This window comes from Aliivibrio thorii (assembly GCF_057368585.1).
Map to the genome: position 1 here is coordinate 257,188 of NZ_CM170654.1, position 16,100 is coordinate 273,287.

Below are 16,100 nucleotides of genomic sequence, written 5' to 3' on the forward strand. Positions count from 1 at the left end.
CAATTAAAATAGTGAAACTAGTGAATAATGGAACGCTTTGAATTTAATTTAGCTACTGAAGACGATACTGTTGAATTTGGTAGGCAGCTTTCTCAAGCTTGTAATCAACAAACTACCATCTTTCTGCATGGTGATCTTGGGGCTGGTAAAACGACCTTTAGCCGAGGATTTATTCGTTCATTAGGTCATGTCGGCAATGTAAAAAGCCCAACATATACTCTAGTTGAACCTTATGAATTGGATCAGTGGCAAGTATATCACTTTGATCTATACCGTTTAGCTGACCCTGAAGAATTAGAGTTCATGGGTATTCGTGATTACTTTACTGATGATGCAATCTGTTTAGTTGAATGGCCTGAGAGAGGACAAGGGTTATTGCCTAATCCCGATATTGATATTGATATTCGCTATGATGGTGAAGCTCGTCATGTTGTGATTACTGGCAATAATGTGTATGGATGTAGTTTAGTGCAGCGGTTGGATTTGTGTTAATCGGTAAATATTTTCGAGTTATTTGGTATTCGTTATTTGTTGTTCTATCAACAAGTAGTTTTTTTGTCTCTGCTAATACGCTTGAGGGTATACGAGTCTGGCCCTCGCCAGATGAAACCCGTATTGTTATCGATCTAAATTCGGAAGCAAATTACAGCTATTTTACGTTGAGTAGTCCTTACCGTTTGGTGGTAGATCTTAAAAATACCAATGTAAAAGCAAAGCTGCCCCTAAGTGTGAAAGACAGTAAAGTTCTTACTAATATAAGAAAAAGTTCTTCTCCTTCAAAGGGAACGACGCGTCTTGTCTTCGAATTAAAGTATGCAGTTACAGCGGAAGTCTTTAAGTTATCGCCAACGCCAGGTGGGCAGTATGGACATCGCTTAGTGATGGATTTACCTCATTCAGGATCCAGTGCCTCTAAACCTACAGCGAGTAAGCCTGCGAAGCCTTCAAAATCAGTAATAAATTCGAATACCAACCACATTGTTGGCAACGGAGAAATTATTATTGCCATTGATGCAGGGCATGGTGGTGAAGATCCTGGTTCGATTGGCCCAACAAGAAAATACGAGAAGCATGCGACTCTTGCTATTTCTAAGAAGGTGGTTGCTCAGATAAATGCACAACCAGGCATGAGAGCTATCATGACTCGTAGTGGTGATTACTTTGTTAATCTAAATAAACGTACTGATATTGCTCGTAAAAATAAGTCTCACTTATTAGTTTCAATTCATGCGGACAGTTTTAGATCGCCACAACCAAGAGGGGGGTCTGTTTTTGTTCTTAATACACGTAGAGCGAATACAGAGATTGGTCGTTGGGTAGAGCAACATGAAAAGCAATCTGAATTACTTGGTGGTGCAGGTGATGTGCTGGCAAAAAATAGTAATGATCGAAACGTAAGTCAAACGTTATTGGATTTACAGTTTAGCCATTCGCAAAAAGAAGGCTATAAGCTAGCGACAGATGTTTTATCTGAAATGGGTAAAGTGATTAAGCTTCATAAAAAAGCGCCTGTAAATGCGAGTCTAGCGGTATTAAAATCACCTGATATTCCTTCTATTTTGATTGAAACAGGCTTTATATCGAATCCGACAGAGGAGAAGCAGCTTTTCCAACGCGGACATCAAGATAAGATTGCTCGAGCGATTTCAAAAGCGATTATTCGCTACCTTAATGATAATCCACCTCAGGGAACGTTATTGGCAAGCAAGAAAGAGCAAACAACGCATAAAGTTCGTTCTGGAGAATCACTGTCACGTATCGCACAAAAATATGGAACAACAACAGCAAAACTTAAGAGCGCAAATAAACTGAAAAGTACAAGTTTAGCGGTTGGACAAGTATTAAAAATTCCAAGTAATAAACCCGTTTATGTTGCTCCTAAAGCATCGATGAAAAAAGCGAAGTCGTCAGTGAGGCAATCGCGTAAAACGATTACCCACACGGTCCGCTCTGGCGAGTATTTAGGAAAGATAGCATCGAAATATAAAGTATCGACAAGTAGTATTCGTTCATTGAATAGACTTAAATCAGATACTTTATTTGTCGGTCAAAAACTAAAAGTAAGCATTGTTGCTCCAATTCAAAAGCATACAGTGAAACGCGGTGAATTCTTAGGTAAAATTGCGACTAAATATGGAGTTACCGTTTCTAGTATTCGAACAGCCAATAAATTACGTTCAGATAAATTGGCTGTAGGACAGGTACTTATTATACCAAACAGTTAACAAGGATAAGATCATGCCAATTCAAATCTTACCAGCTCGATTAGCCAACCAAATTGCGGCGGGTGAGGTTGTGGAGCGGCCTGCGTCCGTTGTTAAAGAATTGGTAGAGAACAGTATCGATGCGGGAGCGACTCGCATCGATATTGATATTGAGAAAGGCGGAAGTAAGTTAATTCGTATTCGAGATAACGGCTCTGGTATCGCTAAAGGTGAATTGACTCTAGCCTTGAGTCGTCATGCTACTTCCAAAATTACCACGCTTGATGACCTTGAAGCGATTGTCAGTTTAGGGTTTCGTGGTGAGGCACTTGCTTCGATAAGTTCAGTTTCCCGTCTTACATTAACCTCTCGAACGATAGCTCAAGAAGAAGCATGGTCGGCACACGCTGAAGGGCGAGACATGGATGTTAAACTGAAACCAGCCGCACACCCTATTGGCACTACGATAGATGTGGTTGATCTCTTCTTTAATACGCCTGCTCGTCGTAAATTTCTTCGTACTGAGAAAACAGAATTTACTCATATTGATGAGTTACTTAAGCGTATTGCGTTGAGTCGATTGGATATTACAATCAACTTACGTCATAACGGGAAACAAGTTCGTCAATATCGAGGGGCTCAAACAAAAGCGCAAGTTGAAAAGCGCTTAGCTGCAGTATGTGGTTCTAATTTCTTGCAGCATGCGCTAGAGGTTGAATTAGAGCATGGGGAGCTAAAATTTCATGGTTGGATATCTTCTCCAGAAGGTGCTCGTGCGCAAGGTGATATCCAATATTGCTATGTAAACGGACGCATGATGAAGGATAAGCTCATTAATCATGCGATTCGACAAGGTTATGAATCTTCATTATTAGCAAATCAATACGCGGCGTATATTTTATTTATTGAGATAAACCCACATGATGTTGATGTAAATGTGCATCCAGCAAAGCATGAAGTTCGCTTTCATCAAGCACGTTTAGTTCATGATTTTATCTATCAAGCAATTTATGGTGCATTACAACAAGGGGCGGCATTGCCTTTGCTTAATTCTGATGAAAAGGAGAGGGCTCTAATTGACGAGAAGGAGGTGTATTTCCCCCCCATGAAAGAGTATGTTCGTCAGCCTCAACAAGAGTCGCTAACTCCTCATCAAAATAAGGCTGAGCAATTAAGAAATGCGGTGGACTCAACACCTAGTTATCCAAATAAAGCACCATCAGGTTCTTGGGTTTCAAGTTCTGCGCCTTCTTTAAGAACTGACTCTTCTGCGACAATGAAAAATACCTCTCGTTCTTTTCAAAATGACAAGCCGTCTCAAAAAGAGCTTAATCAATATAAGGCTTTATTAACAACAAAAGATAGAGAGAACGAGTCACCATTTCATCAAGTTAATGAAGCTCAATTAAATACGGTTACTGATATTCCAGCCATAGAAAAATATGTTCCAACAATGAGTGTTGTTTTAGATAATAATGCATCATTAGGGAAGGTACTAAGTGTGGTAGAAAAGGTCTTTGCTTTATTGCAGCAAGGGACTCAATTGCAATTGGTTGATTTACGTTATGCTGAATTTTTAAAAAGTTACGGTCAACTTAATAGTATTCATATTGAACCATTAAAAGCTCAGCCTTTATTAATCCCACTTTCGGTCGGTGTGGAAGAAGGAATATGTAATAAAGTATTGGATTACGTTTCTTTCTTGAAACCTCTCGGTATTGATCTTAAAGTTAAAAATAGTACTAACGTGATCGTTATGGCGGTTTGTCAGCCGATCAGACAGCAGAATTTACAACAATTGATCCCGAATCTGTTAAGGTATCTAAACGGCATCAATCCGTCACTTGAACAGGTAATAACTTGGCTTGCTCATCAGGTTCAACATGAAGAAGCAAATTATAGTACCGCTCAAGCGATACAATTAGTGATGGAATTAGAGCAGCTATGGGGAGAGAAACTCCCTCAGTTTAATCAAAAGCTGCTAAAAAACATCGATATTACTCAGGCGATACAAGCATTTAGTCATGAATAAAGCATTACCACAAGCCATCTTTTTAATGGGACCGACTGCGTCAGGAAAAACAAGCTTAGCAATTGAATTGCGAAAACGTTTTCCTGTAGAGTTGATAAGCGTAGACTCAGCCCTTATCTATAAGGGTATGGATATTGGTACAGCAAAACCAAATGAAGCGGAACTTTTACAAGCTCCTCATCGTCTTATTGATATTCTAGAACCGACGGAAAGCTATTCAGTAGCAGAATTTCGTCGTGATGCGCTAAAAGAGATGGAAGATATTGTTGCTCAAGGAAAGATACCTTTATTAGTCGGTGGTACCATGTTGTACTACAAAGCGCTACTTGAAGGTCTTTCGCCATTACCAGCAGCGGATGCTGACATTAGAGCTCAAATTGAGCAAGAAGCGGAGAATCTTGGGTGGGAGGCTATGCATGATCAATTAAAACAAATTGATTCTGTATCAGCTGAGAGAATTCATCCAAATGATCCACAACGACTTTCCCGAGCGTTGGAAGTATTTCGAATTTCGGGTAAAACATTAACAGAATTAACCCAAATAAAAGGTGAACCTCTACCTTATGAAGTGCATCAATTTGCTATTGCACCGAAAGAGAGAGCTGAAATTCACCGTCGTATTGAGCTACGATTTGAGAATATGATGGAAGCTGGTTTTGAGGAAGAAGCTCGAGCGTTATACGAACGAGAAGAACTTCATGCTGATTTGCCTTCTATTCGATGCGTAGGTTATCGACAAATGTGGGACTATTTTGATGGGGAAGGCACATTAGATGACGCAATTTTTCGCGGAGTTTGTGCGACTCGTCAATTAGCCAAGAGGCAAATTACCTGGCTACGTAGCTGGAAAGAACTCACTTGGCTGGATAGTGATGACATTGATGGTGCCCTACAGACGATCTCTGATCGTTTAGAGAAAAAATAAGCACAATAATGTATCAATGTTGTTTAACTTCAGAGCGTTTAGTCATAAGCTAAAGGCTAATAGCTAAATAAAATTACAATTACAAACCAAAAAGGAAAAAAAAAATGGCTAAAGGGCAATCTTTGCAAGACCCATTTTTGAATGCGCTGCGTCGTGAAAGGATTCCAGTGTCTATCTATTTAGTTAATGGGATTAAATTACAGGGGCAAATCGAGTCATTCGATCAATTTGTTATCCTATTGAAGAATACAGTAAATCAGATGGTATATAAGCATGCGATCTCTACTGTAGTTCCCGCTCGTGCTGTAAGCCATCACACTGCAAGTGATCGCCCACAAGGCGAGCGTCCACAAGAAACAACTGAAGAATAGTCCTATTCTATTATTGAATAGATGGCCTATTAAGGAGTTAATGCTTGTTTGACCGTTATGAATCCGGTGAACAGGCTATTCTTGTGCATATTAACTTCACTTATGAAGGGGAGTTGGAAGATCTCGACGAATGTAAGATGTTGGTTTCTTCTGCGGGGGTAAACACATTGGCTGTTGTGACGGGAACCCGTCAATCTCCACTCCCTAAATATTATGTAGGTGAGGGTAAGGCACTAGAAATTGCCGATGCTGTTCGAGCGAATAATGCGGACATCGTGATTTTTAATCATGCTTTGTCTCCAGCTCAAGAGCGAAATTTAGAACAAATATGTCAATGTAGAGTAATCGATCGAACAGGGTTAATACTTGATATATTTGCTCAACGAGCACGAACCTATGAAGGTAAGTTGCAAGTTGAATTAGCACAATTACGTCACATATCTACTCGATTAATCCGTGGCTGGACGCACCTTGAACGCCAGAAAGGCGGAATTGGTTTACGTGGTCCTGGTGAAACTCAATTAGAAACTGATAGACGACTATTGCGAGATCGAATCAAAGCAATTTTACGTCGATTAGGTAAAGTTGCAAAGCAGCGTGAGCAAGGTCGCCGAGCAAGGCTTCGTGCTGAAATTCCAACTATTTCATTAGTCGGATATACCAACGCAGGGAAATCTACGTTATTTAACCGAATTACTGAAGCTGGAGTTTATGCCGCTGACCAATTATTTGCTACGCTTGATCCTACATTACGTAAGATTGAAGTTGCAGATGTTGGTGCTTCAATTCTTGCTGATACGGTAGGTTTTATTCGTCATTTACCACATGATCTTGTTGCTGCTTTTAAAGCAACATTACAAGAAACGCAAGAAGCTAATATCTTGTTACATGTTGTTGATGCGAGTGATGAACGTTTTCGTGAGAATATGGAAGCAGTAGATATTGTTCTAGAAGAAATAGATGCCCATGAGGTACCTTATCTTCTCGTAATGAATAAAATTGATAACTTAGAAGATCAACAACCGCGAATTGAACGTGATGAGGAGGGAGTTTCTCGATGTGTTTGGGTTTCAGCAATGGAAGGCCAAGGCATTGAATTACTCTTTCAAGCATTAACGGAACGATTAGCTGGTCAAATGGTAGTGCATACGCTGTTACTGCCACCTGATTTGGTTGGACGTCTTCGAAGTAAGTTCTTTCAAATGCAAAGCATTATAAAAGAAGAATATCAGGATGATGGCAGCTTGCTTATCGATGTACGTATGCAGCAAGTTGATTGGTCTAAGTTAGAAAAACGTGAAGAGACTCCATTAAGTAATTTTTTAATTACTAATGAGAGTACACAGAATTCTTTATCTTCATAATTACCTTGGAGTTTTCTAATGGCGTGGAATGAGCCTGGAAATAACAACAATAATAATGGCGGTGGCGATAATAAAGACCCTTGGGGTAATAAAAATCGTGGCGGTCGTGATCAAGGTCCACCAGATCTTGATGAAGTATTTAACAAGCTAAGTCAAAAACTGAGCGGTAAGTTTGGTGGTGGCAATAAAGGCGGGAACAATAAAGGAGGCAGTGGTCTACCTTCATTTGGTAATGGGGGCGCAGTTGGCTTAGGTCTTATTGCTGTTGTCGCTATTGGTATTTGGGTTTTCTCTGGTTTCTATACGATTGGTGAAAGTGAGCGAGGTGTCGTTTTACGCTTAGGTAAATATGATCGTATGGTAGATCCTGGTCTAAACTGGAAACCAACATTTATTGACCAAGTAACACCAGTAAATATTCAATCAATTCGTTCATTAAACTCAAAAGGCTTAATGTTAACGAAAGATGAAAACGTAGTAACTGTAGAAATGGGTGTTCAGTATCGTGTTGCTGATGCAAGAAAATACCTATATACAGTGACGAATGCCGATGACAGCTTACGTCAAGCGACTGATTCTGCATTACGTGCCGTTATTGGTGACGCAAAGATGGATGATATCCTAACGAGTGGTCGCCAAGTTATTCGTCAACGTACACAAGAAACATTGAACCGTATTATTGATAAGTATGATATGGGTTTAATCGTTGTTGATGTTAACTTCCAGTTAGCTCGTCCACCAGAAGAAGTGAAAGCGTCATTCGATGATGCCATCGCAGCTCGAGAAGATGAAGAACGTTTCATTCGTGAAGCAGAAGCGTACAGCAATGACATTCTTCCTAAAGCGACTGGTCGTGCGGAGCGTCTGAAAAAAGAAGCTCAAGGTTACACTGAACGCACTGTCAACGAAGCTATTGGTCAAATTGCACAGTTCGAGAAACTATTGCCTGAATACAATAGAGCACCTGAAGTCACTCGTACTCGTTTGTACCTTGATACGATGGAACGTGTATACAGCAATACAAGTAAGGTTCTGATTGATTCTGAATCAAACGGTAACTTGTTATATCTTCCATTAGATAAAATTACAGGTAACCAACAAGGTTCTGTTAAGTCGTCTCCTAAAACATCAACATCATCATCTAAAAATTATGATTTTGAGTTAGAGAAGAATGGACAGCCTGATTCAAAGACTACTACAACTGGTCGTAACTCAACTCGTGAAGGGAGATATTAATCATGCGTAAGTTAATGATCCCAACGCTTATCGTTGTTATCGCTATTTTCTTAATGTCACTGTTTGTAGTCCGTGAAGGCGAACGCGGTATTGTTACTCGATTTGGTCGTTTAATTAAAGATGACAGCAACATTACACGTATTTATGAGCCTGGCTTGCATTTTAAAATGCCAATGTTCGATCGTGTAAATATGCTAGATGCTCGAATTCAGACAATGGATGATCAATCAGATCGTTTCGTAACATCAGAGAAAAAAGACGTTATTATCGACTCATACGTTAAGTGGAAAATTAAAGATTTCGGTCAATTCTACCTAGCAACAGGTGGTGGTAATATCTTAACGGCAGAGTCTTTACTACAACGTCGTGTGTCTGATGGCTTACGAGCTGAGATTGGTAGTAAAACGGTTAAAGAAATTGTTTCTGAGAAACGTGAACAAGTAATGGCAACAGTACTTTTAGATTCTCAAGAAGGAACTGGCGATTTAGGTATTGAAGTGATTGATTTACGAATCAAGAAAATCAACTTACCTGAAGAGATCTCTGAATCGATATACCGTCGTATGCGTGCAGAGCGTGAAGCTGTTGCTCGTAAACTTCGTTCTCAAGGTCGTGAGAAAGCAGAAGTTATTCGTGCTCAATCAGAACTTGAAGTTGCAACGATCATTGCAGAAGCAGATAAAACAGCACAAATCACTCGTGGTGATGCAGATGCGAAAGTAGCAAAACTGTATGCTGATACATTTAATAAAGAGCCAGAGTTCTTTGGATTTATCCGTTCTTTACGCGCGTATGAAAAATCATTTAATAGTAAGAATGATATCTTGGTACTTGATCCTAAGACTGATTTCTTTAAATACATGAATGATTCAAAAGGTGGAAAATAATCTCTTGTAGATTATGATTCATTTTAATTAACAAGGTCCTTCGGGACCTTGTTTTGTTTCTGCTTGATAGATATTGATAGGGTTTGTGATGAGTAATGCAATATGGTTAGCGATTGGTGGTGTACTTATTGTTGAAGGTTTAGGTCCATTAATTGCGCCTAATGGGTGGCGTAACATGGTCGCTAACTTAAGTGAACAGCCTGATAATACTCTGCGCCGTATTGGTGGGTGTTTAGTTGTCGCTGGTGTTGTTATTTGCAGTGTGATGCTTTGAATTTCAGCGAAAAGGCAAAACCGTAAGCTTATTTTTGATTTTATTGAGAAAATAAATAATAGAATTGTTTATATTGACAGCGCTTTATTGTGAAAGTGAGATTTCGTTTAAAAATAACTGAAAGATTTTTCTATCAATGCTAGAATCCATTTTTAACTAACAAGCAGACTTTGGAAAGATGGGAAATAACGTAGTCGTTCTGGGCACCCAATGGGGTGACGAAGGTAAAGGTAAAATAGTAGACCTTTTAACTGAAGATGCAAAGTATGTGGTTCGCTATCAAGGCGGTCACAATGCAGGCCATACTCTAGTTATCGACGGTGAAAAAACCGTTCTACACTTAATTCCATCAGGTATCTTACGTAATAATGTTGAATGCATTATTGGTAATGGCGTAGTGCTTTCACCTGATGCTTTACTAAAAGAAATGGCGCCACTTGAAGCGCGTGGTATTCCAGTTCGTGAACGCCTATTCATTTCTGAAGCTTGTCCTCTAATTCTTCCTTATCACGTAGCGCTAGACCAAGCGCGTGAAATCGCACGTGGTAATAAAGCAATAGGTACAACTGGTCGTGGTATCGGTCCAGCGTACGAAGATAAAGTATCTCGTCGTGGTCTACGTGTTGGCGATCTGTTTGATAAAGTTACTTTTGCTGAAAAACTAAAAGAAGTAATGGAATACCATAACTTTGCATTAGTTAACTACTACAAAGTAGATGCAGTAAGCTATGAAGAAGTTCTTGAGCAAGCAATGAGCTATGCTGATCTACTTACTTCAATGGTTATTGATGTTACTGATACTCTTGATGCTGCACGTAAGCGTGGCGACAAGATTATGTTTGAAGGTGCTCAAGGTACACTTCTAGATATCGACCACGGTACTTACCCTTATGTAACGTCTTCTAACACTACTGCTGGTGGTGTTGCCGCGGGTTCTGGTTTTGGCCCTCGTCATTTAGGTTACATCCTAGGTATTACTAAAGCATATTGTACTCGTGTAGGTTCAGGTCCATTCCCTACTGAGTTATACGATGGTTTAGAAAAGCAAGATCCAGTAGGTAAGCATTTAGGCGATGTTGGTCATGAATTTGGCGCAACAACTGGTCGTCTACGTCGTACAGGTTGGTTTGATGCCGTTGCTATGCGTCGCGCAATTCAAATCAATTCACTGTCTGGTATGTGTCTAACTAAACTAGACGTATTAGATGGCCTAAAAGAACTTAAAATCTGTACTGGTTACAAGATGAATAATGGTTCTGTATTAGAAGTTTCTCCAATGGCTGCTGAAGCGTTTGAAGAAGCAACGCCAGTATACGAAACTATGCCTGGTTGGTCTGAAAATACATTTGGTGCGAAAACAATTGAAGAGCTTCCACAAGCTGCTCTAAATTACGTTAAGCGTATCGAAGAGTTAACAGGCGTGCCTATTGATATTATCTCTACTGGTCCTGACCGTAACGAGACAATCATCAAAGTACACCCATTCCAAGCTTAATAGCTTAGAGAATGATAAAAGCCAGCTTATGTAGCTGGTTTTTTTATATCTGGTATTTAGTCCCTAGTCCCTACTTCTTCCTCATTAAGTCTCTAAATTTCATTTAATCAATAACTTATAAAGTATGGGCAAAAAATTGCCACTTAGGGCAAATTTTGTCTAAAGAACTTTCCGTTGACGTCGATATAATAAATACAGTTATAAAGAGTTGATGAATTATGAAACTACGACATCTCGTAGCAGCTTGTATGGTGGCTCTTGTGCCCATGCATGCTGCTAGCGAAGAGATCGGAGATCCGATCCCAATCTATACCGAAAACCAACTATTTCGATTGTTTGATACTAATTCACACTTAAACCGTGTGAAGAACGTGGATAATTGTCAATTAGTTGAAGATATCGTTGCACGAGCAACTAAAATTGATTCCCCTGCTTATGAATTTCTTTATGGAGATATGCTTGCATGGGGGGTATGTGTTGACCGTGATGTAGAGTTAGGTCTCTATTACATGGAAAATGCAGCAAGGCAGGGGTTACCTGCTGCGCTAGAGCAGGTTGGTCGATATTATGCCAAGGGCACATTAGTGCAGCAAGACAGAGAGCGAGCTATCCCATACTTACGTGAAGCCGCAGGGATGGGAAATGTAAATGCTCGTATCCACCTCGCGGAGTTACTTCTGAGTGATTACGGTAGTCCGCTAGACTACGAAGATGCATATCGGTGGTTATACAATACAGTTACTGCTGATGGACGTAAGCATAAACGGATTGCTAACTTAAGAAACGGGTTAGAAATGCGTATGCCTGGTAATGTTATTGCTAGAGCAAAAAGAAGAGATACCTTTTGGTAGAACCTAATTTTTAATATTTAACTGTTTTTGTTAAATATGTAATTTCATCAGCTCTAAAAAACGCCCAGTGATAAATTATCACTGGGCGTTTTTGCATTTTTGTACCTATCAATTTATAGAACTTTATGAGGACCAAAGCATTCATAATGAATACGATCTTCAGTGACACCTAGTTCAATTAACTGTTTAGCAACATATTGCATAAAGCCAACAGGACCACAGAAGTAGTAATGACCATTGTCTGAAGTTATCTCTGTTTTAACTTCAGCTAAGTTAATTAAGCCGCTGAATTGGAAGTCTTGATTTAGCGTATCTGTTTCTTGTGCTTGGTTGTACCAAGTATATGCAGAGATATGCTCATGCTTCTCAGCTAAAGCAGAAATGTGTTGTTTAAATGCGTGTTGAGAACCATTCTCTGTCGCGTGTAACCAATTAACTTGTGCTTGATGCTCAGTCAATGTTTCCAGCATGGAAAGGGTGGGAGTTAAGCCAACACCAGCAGAAATAAGCGTAACAGGTGTTGATGCTTCAACTTCTAAGAAGAAATCGCCCGCAGGTGCGGTAAGATTTACTTTGTCGCCAATATTAAGTGATGCGTGTAGGTAATTTGATGCTTTACCACCTTCCTCACGTTTTACTGAAATACGGTATGTTTTATCTTGAGGGGCTGAAGATAAGCTGTATTGACGAACTTCTTGGTTTTCAAATTCTTCAGGATTTAAATAGATACCAATATATTGTCCTGGTTTAAATGAAGATACTGATAAGTCATCTGTTGGCATAAAAGTGAAACTAGTGATGGATTCACTTTCTTTTTCTTTCGCGATAAGTTCAAACTCGCGCAGTCCACGCCAGCCGCCATCAAGAGCGTTGTTATCTTGATAGATCTGCTCTTCACGTTGAATGAATACATTAGCAAGTACGCCATAAGCCTCACCCCATGCATCTAATACTTCTTGGCCAGGAGAAAACATTTCATCAAGCGTCGCAATTAAGTGGCCACCAACAATATTGTATTGTTCAGCAGTGATCATAAAGCTTGTGTGTTTGTGGGCTATTTTTTCAACAGCAGGCAGTAAGGCCGCTAGGTTTTCAATATTACCCGCATAAGCACAGATTGCATTGAATAGTGCTTCACGTTGATCGCCGTTACGCTGGTTACTCATGTTAAAAATATCTTTTAACTCTGGGTTATGAGTAAACATACGATCGTAAAAATGAGCGGTTAATGCAGGACCTGTTTGTGCAAGTAATGGGATGGTTGATTTAATAATATCGATAGTGTTTTTGCTGAGCATATGATGTACCTTTAAAGGTGTATTTATAATGTATGTTATAAGTTGTATCTAAAATATATCTTTTAGTCAAGAGAAGAATTACAATAAATAAGAGATAAGGAGAGGATATGCAACTTACAAATTTTACTGACTTTGGCTTGAGAGCCTTGATATACCTAGCATCATTACCGAAAGATGAATTGACTAGCATTACTATTGTGACTGAAACGTTTGATGTATCGCGTAACCATATGGTGAAGATTATCAATAAACTGGGTCAAGAAGGTTATGTGAAAACCGTTCGAGGAAAGAACGGTGGTATCTGTTTAGGGAAGCCCGCATATCAAATTATTATTGGTGATGTCATTCGTTCTATTGAGCCACTACAAGTTGTAAATTGTGCTCCTGAGTTTTGTCATATTACGTCGGCTTGTCGATTGAAGAGTGCACTCGCTAAAGCGAAACAAGCATTTCTAGATGAGTTGGATAATTACACCATTCAGGATATGTTAACGGATAACAATGAATTACTGATTTTGTTACAACGAGTTTAGATTACAATTCCAGATCCTTTCCTATCTGTTGTTTCTATACTCAGGTACAATTACCTTATTATCTCCTCCGACTAAGCAGGTCAGCCTATGTCTAAGATTATTCAAAACGATCCTTTCAAAGATCGAGAAGCAGAAAAGTACGAGAATCCAATTCCAAGCCGTGAGTTCATTCTTGAATTTTTCCAAAAAGCAGAAGCGCCTTTAAATCGTAATGACTTATTCGAAGCCCTAGGTTTATCTGGTGAAGATAACTATGAAGGCTTACGTCGTCGTTTAAGAGCAATGGAGCGTGATGGACAATTAGTTTTCACTCGCCGTCAGTGTTATGCATTGCCAGAGAGCATTGAAGTATTAAAAGGTGTCGTACTTGGGCACCGTGATGGTTTCGGTTGGATCCGTCCTGAAGGCAGTGTAGGTAAAGACAATGATGTACTTTTACCTTTCCATCAAATGAAGAAACTCATTCATGGTGATGTGATACTAGCTCAGCCAACTGGTACAGATAAGCGAGGCCGTAAAGAGGGCCGCGTAGTACGAGTATTAGAACCACATAATGAAGGCATTGTTGGTCGATTCTTTATTGAAGATGGTCAAGGTTTTGTTGTACCTGATGATTCACGTATTAATCAAGATATCTTCATTCCTACTGAGCACAAAATGGGTGCTCGCATGGGTAATGTCGTAGTGATTAATATTACTGACCGTGGTGGCCGTGCTCGTGGTATGTCAGGTCAGGTTATTGAGGTTCTTGGTGAGAATATGGCGCCAGGAATGGAGATTGATATTGCACTGCGTACTCACAATATTCCTCATGTATGGCCTACGGCGGTTGAAAAACAAGTTGAAGGTTTAGCAGAAGAAGTGCCAGAAGAAGCAAAAGTAGGCCGTGTTGATCTTCGAGAATTACCATTAGTAACGATTGATGGTGAAGATGCTAGAGACTTCGATGATGCGGTATTCTGTCAAGCGAAAGCCTCCGGTGGTTGGCGTTTATGGGTTGCGATTGCTGATGTAAGTTATTATGTTCGTCCTGATAACGCATTAGATAAAGAAGCGATTCAGCGTGGTAACTCGGTTTACTTCCCTGCGCAAGTGGTACCAATGCTGCCAGAAGTATTATCGAATGGCTTATGTTCATTGAACCCACAAGTTGACCGTCTATGTATGGTGTGTGAGATGACTATCTCTGCATCAGGCAAGCTGTCAGGTTTTAAGCATTACGAAGCGGTAATGAACTCACACGCTCGTCTTACTTACAACAAAGTAAGTGACATTCTTGGTGGTGATGAAGAACTGACTCAACGTTATGAGCCATTAGTACCTCATCTTAAAGAGCTTCATAATATGTATCAGGTGCTAAAAACAGCACGTGAAGCGCGTGGTGCAATTGAGTTCGAAACCATTGAAACTAAGTTTATCTTCAATGCCGATCGTAAGATTGACCGCATTGAACCAGTGATTCGTAATGACGCTCATAAGATCATTGAAGAGTGTATGATCTTAGCTAACATCGCATCGGCAAGCTTTGTAGAAAAAGCGAAAGAGCCTGCGTTGTACCGTGTGCACGAGTCTCCAGGTGAAGAACGTCTACAAGGTTTTCGTGATTTCTTAGGCGAGCTTGGTCTAAGCTTGTCGGGTGGCTTAACACCATCGCCAACAGACTATGGTCAATTGGTGCATTTGATTGCTGATCGTCCTGACAAAGAATTGATTCAAACGATGCTGCTGCGTTCAATGAAGCAAGCAGTATACAACGCAGATAATCAAGGTCACTTTGGCCTAGCATTGAAGCGTTATGCGCACTTTACGTCGCCAATTCGTCGTTACCCAGACCTCTTGTTACACCGTGCAATTAAGTATCTAATTGCCAAAGAGAAAGGCCAAAATAACGATCGTTGGACACCAACAGGTGGTTACCACTATTCATTCGATGATATGGATGTGTTTGGTGAGCAATGTTCAATGACTGAGCGCCGTGCTGATGATGCTACACGTGATGTTGCTGATTGGCTTAAATGTGAATACATGCAAGATCATATCGGTGAAGAGTTAGAAGGTGTTATTGCCAATGTCACCGGCTTTGGTTTCTTTGTTCGATTAAATGATTTGCATATCGATGGTTTAGTCCATATTTCATCACTAGCCAATGATTACTATCAATTTGATGCTGCAGGTCAGCGTTTAACGGGTGAAAGCTCAGGTCAAATTTTCCGTCTTGGTGATCAAGTCACGGTTAAAGTGGTTGCGGTAAATCTTGATGATCGTAACATTGACTTTGAATGTACCAGTTCAATGCGTAAAGCACGTGGTCACGGTAAAACAGTGAAAGATAATGCAAAGAAACGCGATGGCAAAAAAGAACCTCGTCGTGATCCAAACTTCAAAGCGAAGAAAAAAGGGGATAAAGCGGAGCCAAAAGGTCGTGGTCAATTAGGTGATCGTAAATCCAAAGGTAAGAGCAAAGTGAAATCGAAAGCTCAAGCCATGGTTGAACCTACAAAACGTCCAGACGGTTCTGCCGAAGAGGTGAAGGCAAAGAGAAAGCCAAAACCTCAGCACAAGAAAAAAGTGCGCGCAAGAAAGCCTAAGCCAAAAGCGGAATAAGCAACCCTTCGATAATGAGGCAAGCT

Annotated in this window: 14 protein-coding genes; 13 read left to right on the forward strand and 1 reads right to left on the reverse strand. The window is 40.0% G+C overall.

Annotated elements, in window-relative coordinates:
• The first annotated feature begins 27 nt into the window (after positions 1–27).
• The 11 genes from tsaE (at position 28) to motX (ending at position 11,639) form a co-directional block, all read left to right on the forward strand.
• Positions 28–492, forward strand: a complete 465-nt coding sequence (gene tsaE / locus AC2IP4_RS01215; RefSeq protein WP_375321309.1) for a tRNA (adenosine(37)-N6)-threonylcarbamoyltransferase complex ATPase subunit type 1 TsaE — start codon at positions 28–30, stop codon at positions 490–492.
• Positions 486–2,225: a LysM peptidoglycan-binding domain-containing protein gene (locus tag AC2IP4_RS01220; protein WP_486310480.1), complete on the forward strand. Its 1,740-nt coding sequence runs from the start codon at positions 486–488 to the stop codon at positions 2,223–2,225. The genes tsaE and AC2IP4_RS01220 overlap by 7 nt, the downstream gene beginning before the upstream one ends.
• A gap of 13 nt (positions 2,226–2,238) precedes the next feature.
• Positions 2,239–4,236: a DNA mismatch repair endonuclease MutL gene (gene mutL / locus AC2IP4_RS01225; protein WP_486306783.1), complete on the forward strand. Its 1,998-nt coding sequence runs from the start codon at positions 2,239–2,241 to the stop codon at positions 4,234–4,236.
• The gene (miaA, locus tag AC2IP4_RS01230) at positions 4,229–5,161 is read left to right on the forward strand and encodes a tRNA (adenosine(37)-N6)-dimethylallyltransferase MiaA (protein ID WP_375321306.1); all 933 of its coding nucleotides are present in this window, start codon (positions 4,229–4,231) and stop codon (positions 5,159–5,161) included. Before mutL ends, miaA begins: the two co-directional genes overlap by 8 nt.
• Positions 5,162–5,265: 104 nt before the next feature.
• Positions 5,266–5,532 carry an RNA chaperone Hfq gene (gene hfq / locus AC2IP4_RS01235; protein ID WP_017022675.1) on the forward strand — a complete coding sequence of 89 codons (267 nt, stop codon included), beginning with the start codon at positions 5,266–5,268 and terminating at the stop codon, positions 5,530–5,532.
• A 44-nt stretch (positions 5,533–5,576) separates the two neighbouring features.
• Positions 5,577–6,896, forward strand: a complete 1,320-nt coding sequence (hflX, locus tag AC2IP4_RS01240; protein WP_486310481.1) for a ribosome rescue GTPase HflX — start codon at positions 5,577–5,579, stop codon at positions 6,894–6,896.
• An 18-nt stretch (positions 6,897–6,914) separates the two neighbouring features.
• Positions 6,915–8,132 (forward strand): FtsH protease activity modulator HflK, encoded by a 1,218-nt coding sequence (gene hflK, locus AC2IP4_RS01245; protein WP_375321305.1) that lies wholly within the window; start codon positions 6,915–6,917, stop codon positions 8,130–8,132.
• 2 nt (positions 8,133–8,134) lie between these two features.
• The gene (gene hflC, locus AC2IP4_RS01250; RefSeq protein ID WP_486310482.1) at positions 8,135–9,019 is read left to right on the forward strand and encodes a protease modulator HflC; all 885 of its coding nucleotides are present in this window, start codon (positions 8,135–8,137) and stop codon (positions 9,017–9,019) included.
• Positions 9,020–9,107: 88 nt separating this feature from the next.
• Complete coding sequence (locus tag AC2IP4_RS01255; RefSeq protein ID WP_105053859.1) at positions 9,108–9,293, forward strand: DUF2065 domain-containing protein; 186 nt, start codon at positions 9,108–9,110, stop codon at positions 9,291–9,293.
• A 178-nt stretch (positions 9,294–9,471) separates the two neighbouring features.
• Positions 9,472–10,788, forward strand: a complete 1,317-nt coding sequence (locus AC2IP4_RS01260) for an adenylosuccinate synthase (RefSeq protein WP_375321304.1) — start codon at positions 9,472–9,474, stop codon at positions 10,786–10,788.
• 218 nt (positions 10,789–11,006) lie between these two features.
• Positions 11,007–11,639: a flagellar protein MotX gene (gene motX, locus AC2IP4_RS01265; protein WP_375321303.1), complete on the forward strand. Its 633-nt coding sequence runs from the start codon at positions 11,007–11,009 to the stop codon at positions 11,637–11,639.
• Between the two features lie 113 nt (positions 11,640–11,752).
• Here the strand turns inward: motX and hmpA are convergent, their stop codons facing one another.
• On the reverse strand, positions 11,753–12,937 hold the full coding sequence (hmpA, locus tag AC2IP4_RS01270; RefSeq protein ID WP_375321302.1) for an NO-inducible flavohemoprotein: 1,185 nt from the start codon (positions 12,935–12,937) through the stop codon (positions 11,753–11,755).
• Positions 12,938–13,044: 107 nt separating this feature from the next.
• Between hmpA and nsrR the strand changes: the two genes are divergently transcribed.
• On the forward strand, positions 13,045–13,470 hold the full coding sequence (nsrR, locus tag AC2IP4_RS01275; RefSeq protein ID WP_486306782.1) for a nitric oxide-sensing transcriptional repressor NsrR: 426 nt from the start codon (positions 13,045–13,047) through the stop codon (positions 13,468–13,470).
• 87 nt (positions 13,471–13,557) lie between these two features.
• Positions 13,558–16,074 (forward strand): ribonuclease R, encoded by a 2,517-nt coding sequence (gene rnr, locus AC2IP4_RS01280; RefSeq protein WP_486310483.1) that lies wholly within the window; start codon positions 13,558–13,560, stop codon positions 16,072–16,074.
• Positions 16,075–16,100: the final 26 nt, after the last annotated feature.